Origin of the sequence: Kitasatospora sp. NPDC059648 (assembly GCF_042734825.1) — a bacterium.
GTDB lineage: Bacteria > Actinomycetota > Actinomycetes > Streptomycetales > Streptomycetaceae > Kitasatospora.
Window position 1 is genome coordinate 1 of record NZ_JBHWDU010000156.1, and the last position, 9,431, is coordinate 9,431.

The window sequence follows — 9,431 nt, forward strand, 5'->3', positions numbered from 1 at the left end:
CCAGCTGACCGTCACGATGGTCTACCCGGCCGTCCCCGGGACCGGGACCCCGGCCCCTTACATGACCCTCGGCGAGGCAGCCGGAGTCCTCCAGCACCGGAAGATGCCGGCGAGCTCCGGCGTCACTCCGCAGAACCTTGCCGGCGTCACCACTCACGCCTTCGACGGCGCGCGGCCGCAACGCGGCAAGCACCCGCTCGTGGTCCTCTCACCCGCGTACGAGGACCCGCGCATGATGCTCACCTCGCTCGCGACCGAGCTGGCCAGTCACGGCTACGTCGTCGCGCTCGTCGGCCACACCTACGAGGACCCCGGCGAGACGCTGGCGAACGGCCAGACGCCGCCGTGCGCGATCTGCGACCACCCGGACAAGATCGACTTCGACTCCGTCGCCGCCAGCCGCGCGCGGGACGTGTCCTTCGTGATCGACCAGTTGACGCACGGCAATACCGCGTGGCGCCTGGCCCACCTCATCGACAAGCACGAGATCGGCATGGCCGGACACTCCCTCGGCGGAGCGGCGGCCGCCGACACGATGATCGCCGACCCGCGCGTACGGGCCGCAGTGAACATGGACGGCACCTTCTTCCCGGTCCCGATGCCCGGCCAGATCAACCGGCCGTTCCTCATGCTGGGTACGACCGCCAACACCGATTGGGAGCGCCCCTGGACCGCCCTCGGCGGCTACAAGAAGTGGCTGACGGTCACCGGCGCCGACCACTTCAGCTTCTCCGACGGGGACCTGCTTCAGGAGCAGGCCGGGCTCCCGACGCCGCCCCTCGACCCCGAACGTGGAATCGTGATCACCCGCGAGTACGTGACAGCGTTCTTCGACCAGACGCTGAAGGGGATCCACACTCCGCTGCTGGACGGCCCCTCGCCGAACGATCCGGAGGTGCTCTTCCAGCACTACTGAGGTTCGAAATGGCTGGTCCGGGTGCAGGCTCGGGGTACGTCGGTGAGGCGGGCCTTCGCGGGCGAGGTAGATGGCGGCGCGGGTGAGCCTTGAAGCCACACAGAATCGCCCGCGCCTACGCCGAGTGCAGCGCGCCCACGACGGTCATCCGCCCCACCCGCCGCGCCGGCAGCACGGCCGCGGCCAGCCCGATCAGCACCGTCAGCCCGAGTGCCGCCAGCACCAGCGGTACCGGCGCGCCACCGACCGTCCCCACCGTGGAGGTGACCGAGCGCGCGGCCGCCCAGCCGTAGCCCAGCCCCAGCGCGGTACCGGCCAGCGCCGCGGCGAGCGAGAGCAGCAACGCCTCCAGCGTGAGCATCCGGCGCAGCTGCCGGCCCGACATCCCGATCGCGCGCAGCATGCCGATCTCGCGGGCGCGCTCGCTGACGCTGAGCATCAGGGTGGCCGCCACTCCCAGCCCGGCGATCGCGACGGAGAAGGACAGCAGCACCGTGGTGATCTGCGTCATCCGGTCCAGCAGCGACCGCAGGGTGTCCGCCTGCGCGGCCGTGTCAGTGACCTGCACTTGCGGATAGCCGGCCAGCGCCCGGTCCATCGCGCGGCGGGCGGTGAGCCGGTCGGTGCCGTCGGCCGGGCCGACCCAGACCGTGGTGACGGCCGCGTCGGGGGCGACCCGCTCCAGGGTCGCCGGCGTCACGAGCAGGACGGCCCCGCTCTGGAGCGCGAACGGCAGACTGCTGCGCCCCGGTTCGATCCGCAGGCTGGTGTCCGGGCGTCCCGGGACGGTGATCCGGATGCTGCCCCGGCCGTCGGCCAGCCCGCTGAGCGCCGCCCCGTCGGGCAGCGCCCGGGCCCGGGCGATCCCGTCGGCAGAGGAGTTGAGTCCGGCGGGGTCGACGGCCGCCACCCGCGTCGGGTGTCCGTCGACGCCCACGACGGCCGAGCGGACCGGCGTGACGGTGAGCCCGCGCTGTTCGCCGAGCGCGGCGAGGGCCCCGGAGGGCAGCTCCCCACCGCCGGCGGCGGCCGAGAAGACGGCGGGCTGGCGTGCGGAGAGCACCGGCAGCAGAGAGTTGGAGGTGATGTGGAGGGCGGTGACCGCGCCGACCATCACCGTGACCCCCAGGAGCAGGGCCGACCCGGTGGCCCCTGTCCGGGCCGGATTGAGTCGCAGCTGCTGGGTGGCCAGCCGTCCGGCCGTGCCGCCGAGCCGGCGCACCGGGGCACCGAACCCGGCCACCACGGCGGGCAGCAGCCGGTGGCTGTGCCGCAGCACCCCGAAGAAGCTGCAGATCGCTCCGAGCGTGACGGCCAGCAGTGACAGCGGCGGCGGTGCCACCACGCCCAGCACCAGCGAGGCGGTACCGGACAGCAGCAGCACCACGGACCAGGCCGAGGCCCGCAGCCGGACCGCCGTGCCTCCCGGGTCAGGCGCTGCGCAGAGCGCGGCCACCGGCGGCACGGCCGAGGCCTTCTTCGCCGGCCCGCGGACGGCCAGCAGTGTGAGCAGCACCCCGAACAGGCCGGCCAGGCCGCACGTGAGCGGCGACGGCAGGAGCCGCAGGTGCACCGGTCCGAGGTCGACACCCCGGGCCACGGCCGTCGCCACCGCGCACAGCCCCACGCCGAGCAGCACCCCGACGGCCGATGCTCCTGCGCCGAGCAAGAGGCCCTGACGCCGGATCAGTCGACGGATCTGCGTCTTGTCGGCGCCTATGCAGCGCAGCAGGGCGAGCTGACGGGTGCGCTGGGCCAGCACGACGGAGTAGGTGTTGGCGACCACCATCCGTGCCACCGCGAGCGCGATCAGCACGAAGGACAGGGCGGCGGTCAGAACCACACCGTAGAGGGACTTGCTCTGCCGGGTCGCCTTCGTCACGGACGCCTCCCGGCTGCGGACCTCCACTCCGCTGCCGAGGGCGGTGCGCAGCGCCTCGGTGGAGCCCGACAGGGACGCACCGGGCCGGAGCCGGATGTCCAGCTGGGTGACGGTGACGGCCTCGGTGTACCGCTGCACCGCGCCGTCCGGGGCGGCGACGATCGGATGCCCGGCGAGGCTGGGCGCGCCGCGGCCGTCCAGGGTGCCGACCAGCCGGGCGGTGGTGGTCCCGCCGCCGGCCTTCGCCAGGCGGACGTCCGAGCCTGGCGCGATGTCGAGCCGCCGCGCGGTGTCGGTGTCGAGCAGCACCTCGTCGGGTGCGCCCGGCCACCGCCCGTCCCTCAGCAGCTGCCAGCGCAGCGTCGGATCGGCGGCGACCGCGGTCACCGTCGTCGCGTCGCCGAGTGGCTGCCCCTCCGCGGTCAGCAAGCCGCCACGGCCGGTGAGCCGTAGCGCCACCGCGGCCACCCCGGCGACTTGCTTGGCCCGGTCGGCAGTGGCGGCATCCAGCCCGGCCTTCGCCTCGGAGCCGGTCACCTGGACGTCGCCGGGCCCGACCTCTGCGGCCGCCGTCTGGCTGAACGAGTCCGCCAGGGCCCGGCTTCCGCTGACCGAGGCGATCAGGAAGGCCACCCCCAGCGCGATCGCGGCCCCGCTCAGGACCAGCTGTCGCAGCTGCCCGCGCAGCTCGGCCACGGTGTATCGGTACGTCGTCATCAGTCCTCAGCTCACCAGTTCCCGAGCAGCGGTGATGTGCGATCAGGGAATACCGTCGAGCCTAGGGAGGACCGCGCCGCGGTCCGTCAGCATCAGGTCCCCACCTTGATCAACCTGCGGCACGACACGGTCTCCAGGCCTCTCCTCCCTTGGAGGTATCACGCCCCTGAAGAGAGTGGTGTCGCGAAACCCGGGGCATCGAAGGGGCCCAAGGCCTGTGCGCCACGGCGGTGCAGGCGCCTGGACCCCGGTCCCGGCATCGCCCTGCCCCGGGCCCGGTCGTCGGCGGCATCCGGCGAAATCCGTCCCGGCCACTTCCCCCGGTCGCGCCGCAGCACGTGGCCAGGCCAGCGGTGGCGAGGTCACCGCTGGCCTGGCCAGCACGCCGCTGCCGGTGGCGTCGGCGGTCCGGCGGGCGGCGCGGTTGTTGCGCGGGCGGTGGGTTCTACGGGGCTGGTGCAACTACTTTCAGCATGGGGTGTCCAAGAGCACCTTCAGCTACCTCGACCACTTCACGTGGTGGCGGATCGTTTAATGGCTGCGCAAACGGCACCTCAGGCTGAGCCGGGGCGGGGGGAGACGGGCCAGCAGAGATGCTGGTACCGCGCCCCGGTCCGACCCCTACCCCTAAACACCACCCGGACCAACAGCAGCGGCACCGTTGCGCCCGACCGCACACACTGAAAGGACCGGTCCGCGCCCGAACCCCCGAGCGGGCAGCGGACCGGTCTGGATGTGCCGGGCCGCGAAGGTCAGCGGCGGAAGCAGGTAGGAGCTGAGTATGGTCACCGAGGGGCGGCTCGGTTCGCTGCCGCCGTAGGCGGCACGGCCGGATCCCGTAGGCCTAGGTGTACCGACCAGTGAGGTTCGAGGGCGCTGACCGGCTTGTGGCCTCATCACCTACATGGCGCGGGCGTGGACGCCGATGCCGCCGGAGACGAGCAGGTTGTCGCCCGTTATGTAGCTGGCTGCGTCGGATGCGAGGAAGGCGACGGCTTCGGCAATGTCCGCAGGGGCTCCGACGCGGCCGAGGGGGACACCTTCGCCCCAGGAGGCGATCGTGTCGGGGGAGATGCCCATCTTGCTGTACGCGGGGGTGTTGACCACGCCGGGGCTCACCGCGTTGACCCGGACGCGGCGCGGGGCGAGTTCGATGGCCAGGGAGCGCACGAGGGGCAGCAGGGCCCCTTTGGCGGCGGTCATGGCGGCGCCGAGTCCCTCGGCGGCGCCGACGGTGAACACCACGGACGCGCCTTCGTTCAGCAGGGGGAGCGCCTTTTGGAGTGTGAAGAAGCTGCCCTTGACGTTGATGTTGAACAGGGCGTCGAAGGCGGCCTCGTCGGTGGTCTCGATTGAAAGGCCGGGACGAGGCAGGCCCGCGTTGAGGTGGAGCAGGTCGAGGGAGCTCAGGTGCTCGCGCGCGTGGCGCACGGCCTGGTCGATGTCGGTCAGGGAGCTGATGTCGGCCTCGACGGCGATGACGTCGTCGGGAAGGCCTGCGTTGGCGGTGTCGGCGAGTCCGGTGACCATGACGCGGTAGCCGCGCGAGTGGAGTAGTTCTGCGGTGGCCTTGCCGATTCCGCTGGTTCCGCCGGTGATGAGTGCTGTCTTCGCTGCCACGGTTGTTCTCCTTGCTGATTGCGGGGCCAGTTCTGTCGCCCTGTGCGGAGAGGGACTGAGAAGGGGCGGGCCGTCCAGCGCCCCGCCTCACTCCCATGGCAGCGTATGACGGCTTGGCAGCGACTGCCAAGCCTTATGCGAGTGCCAGATTGGCAGGTCACGCTAAGCTGATGGCATGACGCAGGGAACACAGAGCAAAGGGGCGACTACGTCCACGCTGTGGGATCGCACGCGGCAGTTGGCCGCCCAGGAGATCCTCCAAACCGCGTTGCGCCTGTTCACGCAGCAGGGGTACGACGAGACGACCATCGCGCAGATCGCCCGCGAGGCCGGCGTCTCCCAGCGCACCCTCTTCCGTTACTTCGGCACCAAGGAAGAACTCATCGGCGGCAGCGAGGAGCAGTTCGTGGCCCTCCTGACGGAAACCGTCCGCGACCAGCCCGCCGATGCCGGCGCCTGGGAGGTGTTGCGTGCCGCATTCAAGGCCGCACTCTCCCTCCATGCGACTCCCGAGGAGGGGCTGCAGCGGTTTCGTTTGGTGCACCGCACCGACTCGCTGCGCGCCGCCTATCTCGGCAAGCGCGTGCGCTGCCAGGAGGAGCTCTTGCCCTTGCTCGAAGCCAGACTGGCCCCCTCCGGGACAGGCAGAGTCGAGGCCCGCGCCATAGTTGCGTCAGCGTTCGCGTGCTTCGATGCCGCCACTGCGACGTGGCTTGAGGGAGACGGGCAGGGCGACATTCTCGACTTGTACGACCGGGGCCTGGCTGCGGTACGCGGCTGACGACTGTTTCGGTAGGAACGGTCAGCTGCTACGTTGCCGGGGTGAGGAAAGGACCTGCTACGTGGAGCGCTGGGGCGGACGAGCCACTCGGCTTTGTGATCGCCTCGGTGGGCAATGCGGCGGCGCTCGCGTTCGAGTCCGCCCTAGCCGCGGAGGACCTGCATCCGCGGCACTTCGCCGTGCTGCGCGGACTGCGTGACGGCGAGGAGCATGCACAGCAGCAGCTCGCCTCCTCGCTGGGCATCCCGGCCAGCCGTCTGGTGGGGCTGCTCTCGCTGCTGATCGACAGGGGCCTGGTGGAGCGGCGCGAGTCGCCGACCGACGCCCGGGTGAAACTGGTCCGACTGCGGGAGGAGGGCCGAGCGGAACTGGAGAAGCTGATCGGGCTCGCGGGCGCCTCGGAGCGGCGTCTGACCGCAGGACTGACGGTCGAGGACAAGTCGGAGCTGCGCCGGTTGCTCGGCATCGTTTATGAGAACGTCGCCGTCGAGCCCGAAGGGCGGCCCGCCCGGGTGTGGTGACCAGCCCTTCCGGTCGGGTGTTCGATCCGGTGGCGGGCGAGGCCTTGCGCAGATTGTTTCAGTTGGAATAGTTTCAGTCGAAACGGAATGCTGTGCTGCTGCGAGGCACCCAACGACAGGAGACGACCATGACGGCCACGAGCATGGACACGGTCGAGGAATTCCTCGAGCGGATCCGGCACGCCTGGGACGCGGGCGACGCGACCGGCTACGCGGCACAGTTCGCGGAGCACGCCTCATATGTGATCTTCATGGGGGACGCCATGTTCGGGCGCGCCGCCATCGAGCGGACCCATCATGAGGTGTTCACCCGGTGGCAGAAGGGCACGCGCATGGCGGTCAAGCCGATCGACGTGCGGATGCCGGACGAGTCCACGGCGGTGGTGACCACCGTCGGCGGCATCGGCAAGGGCGCTCGGGTCGGGTTCGACAAGTTCCAGACCTTCACGCTCCACCGCCGCGAGGGACGGTGGGAGTGCGTGGCCTTCCAGAACACGAAGATGAGCCGCCGATCCAAGCGTGCCTACCGCTTCTGAGGGCTTCATGGGCCGGTGCTTGTGGCAGCCACGCGATGTACCGGCCACGACCTGATGTGAGTGAGTGCCCCCTTTCTTGAGCCCTGAACAGCGGAAGACCTGCCGGCGCCAGGCGACCGGCAACCGGTCAGCCGGCCTTCAACAGCAGGTCGGTGAGTGCGTCCGGGGTGACCATGCAGTCATGGCCGCTCCGCAGCTCCCACACCTGCGACGCAGCGCCGTCCGGCTGCACCGCCGGAACCGGGCGGCGCCTGACGTCCCCCGGTGCGCTGCCGACACAGTGGATGTGCGTCCGGGACATCGCGTCCAGGGCCGGGTCGTCCAGCCGGACCGGCTGGAGGAAGCAGCGCACCGACTCGTCCGACAGCATGGTGCGCAGCCACGCCGTGTCCGCCGGGTCGGTCACACCGAACAGACCCATGGGCGCGGGCATTTCCGGCAGGGGAGGGATGCGCCAGGGGGCGTCGGAGGCGGCGGCCGCGTTGAAGTGCGTCTACATGGCCATCATGGCGCTCGACCCGACCGGGGGCGGCCGCAAACGCTGGATGACCCGTTGGAAGGCCGCACTGAACGCATTCGAGATCGCCTTCGACAGCGGACTCTCCATCGGTCGACGGTAATACAAATCAACCGAGTTACACCGTTCATTGAGCTCTGTCCCGTAATCGGGGGTAGCGCTCTGTACCTGCGGTCGGTCCAGCAGCCCTGCACAACGGCCGCCGGTCGCAGCGCTGCACGGCGGTGGCGCTGCAACCGGCTGCTATCCGTGCAGCGCTGCCCCCTGCTACCCGAGCAGCGCGGCGCAGCGCTGCGTGCTGCTCCCCTGGTCCCGGCAGCCGGCCGCCGGGTTTCCAGGAGCTCGGCCTCGACCTGGCGGCTGTCGCGTGCCTTGTCGCGTGTGGTTGTCGTGTGTTGTGACGTGGGGAGAGGCCCGGGAGCCCCTGTGTGTGAGGTGGGTGTGACAGTACTCGCGAGAGCGGTCGGTGAAGTTGTCGTCGGTGGGTCGGGGCGTGGTTGGTGGCTAGCGGCTTGCCCGGAACCGCCAGCGGCTCGGGGTCAGCGCGATCCTGGCCCAGCGCTGCAGGCGGGTGCCTTCGGGGTGCTGGCGGGCCTGGGGGAGCAGTTCGTCGTAGCCGGGGTCGCCGGGGGTGAACTTGTGCCAGCCGTCGTAGTAGTACCCCTCTTCGGTCCGACCGCCGTACCGCTGGTGGATCGTGACACCGTCCAGGGCCAGGGTGGGGTGTCCGGTGAGGTGGTACGGGTCGTCGGGGGTGTGGGCCATGGTGTCACGGTAGTGGGGTGGGACGGTGCTGGGCCAAGCGGTCGGGATCTCTTGTCCGGGAGCGGTCAGCTGGTGGGGCCCGGTGGGTGTGTTGCACCGGCTGTGTCGCAGTGGCCGCCGTTCGGTTCGCCGGCCGTGTGCTCGCTGACCGGCTCGCCGCGCCGCTGCGCCCGGGCCGCCGTACAGGCCGTTCCGGGCCGCGGCCCTGGCCGCCTCCTGGCCCGGCTCCGCGGCGAGGGTCGTAGGCCCCTTTCCGGCGTTCCTGAATTCATTTTCGGAGCGCTGCGTGGTGCGCGTCGGGGGGAGTGGCGGTGGTGATCTGTCACGAGTGTGGCAGTGGTGTTTTGGGTGTTTGTGGTGGTCATGGGCAGGTTTCGACTGCCGTTGACTGTCGTCTGATTGCTGTCATGGGTGTCGTTTTGGCTGGTCGTGGGAGTGTCGTGGTTGTCAGCACCTCCCGCACACCGGGGAAGCTCAGGGATTCCGTTGCCGCAGGCAGGGCAGGGGCGCCCGGAGGCTGGTGCCGGTCTGCTGTGCCTGGAAGTGACAGCTGGCGGTTTTCGCGACCGGCGAGTACACAGCGTGAGACGAGTGCCCGGGTAACGGTTGCACCGATCCTCTGCAGCAGCTGTCGGGTGCTGCCTTCCTCACCAATGCGGATCAGCGTCCCACTCGTGGTCCGGCTCGCTGATCTGCTCGTACGACTCGAAGGTGTGGGTGTCGAAGAAGCAGGCGATGGAGAACGACTGCTGGGGATCCGTGAGGATCCGGTAGATGAACTCGCTGGCGGAACCATCGAATCGCTCCCAGCCGGCGGCGACGTCATCGTGCGGCTGGGCGAGAACCGGCCAGCGGTCGGGATCGGCGGAATCGGTCAGCCAGAAGAACTGGTCGGCCTGTTCCGAGTCCGCCCACCGAAGCAGGCCGCCGGCGGCGGGGAACACGGGATGCGGACTGAAGAGGTCGCCGATCCAGGCGTCGGCAGCGGCGCGTGCGCCCAGCCACTCGGCGTCCTTGATCAGATCGTGGTGCGGGCTCGGCGTGTCAGGGGTGGAGAGCTGGAGGAACCCGTCGAACTCTCCTGAGTGGACGTTAAGTCCTGTTTCTCTTGTTTCGTGATCGCTCGTACGTGTGAACGTTGGCCGTACTGGCGTGCTGGCCGGGGTTCGGGTGATG

At 70.2% G+C, this 9,431-nt stretch carries 8 protein-coding genes and 3 pseudogenes; 6 read left to right on the forward strand and 5 right to left on the reverse strand.

The window, feature by feature from the left end; all coding sequences use genetic code 11:
• Nucleotides 1-916 (forward strand): alpha/beta hydrolase family protein (locus ACFV1W_RS39255; RefSeq protein ID WP_380422226.1); only part of this gene is annotated, 916 nt, incomplete at its 5' end.
• Between the two features lie 115 nt (nucleotides 917-1,031).
• Here the strand turns inward: ACFV1W_RS39255 and ACFV1W_RS39260 are convergent.
• Complete coding sequence (locus ACFV1W_RS39260) at nucleotides 1,032-3,515, reverse strand: ABC transporter permease (protein WP_380422227.1); 2,484 nt, start codon at nucleotides 3,513-3,515, stop codon at nucleotides 1,032-1,034.
• Between the two features lie 394 nt (nucleotides 3,516-3,909).
• On the opposite strand from ACFV1W_RS39260, the gene ACFV1W_RS39265 reads away from it, so the two are divergent.
• Nucleotides 3,910-4,050, forward strand: a complete 141-nt coding sequence (locus ACFV1W_RS39265; RefSeq protein WP_380422228.1) for a group II intron maturase-specific domain-containing protein — start codon at nucleotides 3,910-3,912, stop codon at nucleotides 4,048-4,050.
• Nucleotides 4,051-4,415: 365 nt separating this feature from the next.
• Here ACFV1W_RS39265 and ACFV1W_RS39270 read toward each other — a convergent pair whose 3' ends face one another.
• Nucleotides 4,416-5,135 (reverse strand): SDR family NAD(P)-dependent oxidoreductase, encoded by a 720-nt coding sequence (locus tag ACFV1W_RS39270; protein ID WP_380422230.1) that lies wholly within the window; start codon nucleotides 5,133-5,135, stop codon nucleotides 4,416-4,418.
• 175 nt (nucleotides 5,136-5,310) lie between these two features.
• Here ACFV1W_RS39270 and ACFV1W_RS39275 point away from each other — a divergent pair, with 175 nt between their 5' ends.
• From ACFV1W_RS39275 to ACFV1W_RS39285, 3 genes are all read left to right on the forward strand, one after another.
• A complete protein-coding gene (locus tag ACFV1W_RS39275; protein WP_380422231.1) occupies nucleotides 5,311-5,916 on the forward strand; it encodes a TetR/AcrR family transcriptional regulator in 606 nt (201 codons plus the stop codon).
• Between the two features lie 107 nt (nucleotides 5,917-6,023).
• Nucleotides 6,024-6,437 carry a MarR family winged helix-turn-helix transcriptional regulator gene (locus ACFV1W_RS39280; protein ID WP_380422232.1) on the forward strand — a complete coding sequence of 138 codons (414 nt, stop codon included), beginning with the start codon at nucleotides 6,024-6,026 and terminating at the stop codon, nucleotides 6,435-6,437.
• Nucleotides 6,438-6,565: 128 nt separating this feature from the next.
• Nucleotides 6,566-6,973 (forward strand): SgcJ/EcaC family oxidoreductase, encoded by a 408-nt coding sequence (locus ACFV1W_RS39285; RefSeq protein WP_380422234.1) that lies wholly within the window; start codon nucleotides 6,566-6,568, stop codon nucleotides 6,971-6,973.
• A gap of 127 nt (nucleotides 6,974-7,100) precedes the next feature.
• On the opposite strand, the pseudogene ACFV1W_RS39290 reads toward ACFV1W_RS39285, so the two are convergent.
• Nucleotides 7,101-7,451: pseudogene (locus ACFV1W_RS39290) on the reverse strand (alpha/beta hydrolase); the annotation flags it as partial.
• Here ACFV1W_RS39290 and ACFV1W_RS39295 point away from each other — a divergent pair.
• Nucleotides 7,450-7,593 (forward strand): annotated as a pseudogene (locus ACFV1W_RS39295) (IS256 family transposase); the annotation flags it as partial. The pseudogenes ACFV1W_RS39290 and ACFV1W_RS39295 overlap by 2 nt on opposite strands.
• Nucleotides 7,594-7,994: 401 nt before the next feature.
• On the opposite strand, the gene ACFV1W_RS39300 reads toward ACFV1W_RS39295, so the two are convergent.
• Together ACFV1W_RS39300 and ACFV1W_RS39305 are read right to left on the reverse strand one after the other, a co-directional pair.
• On the reverse strand, nucleotides 7,995-8,255 hold the full coding sequence (locus tag ACFV1W_RS39300) for a hypothetical protein (RefSeq protein WP_380422235.1): 261 nt from the start codon (nucleotides 8,253-8,255) through the stop codon (nucleotides 7,995-7,997).
• Between the two features lie 647 nt (nucleotides 8,256-8,902).
• Nucleotides 8,903-9,431: pseudogene (locus ACFV1W_RS39305) on the reverse strand (hypothetical protein); the annotation flags it as partial.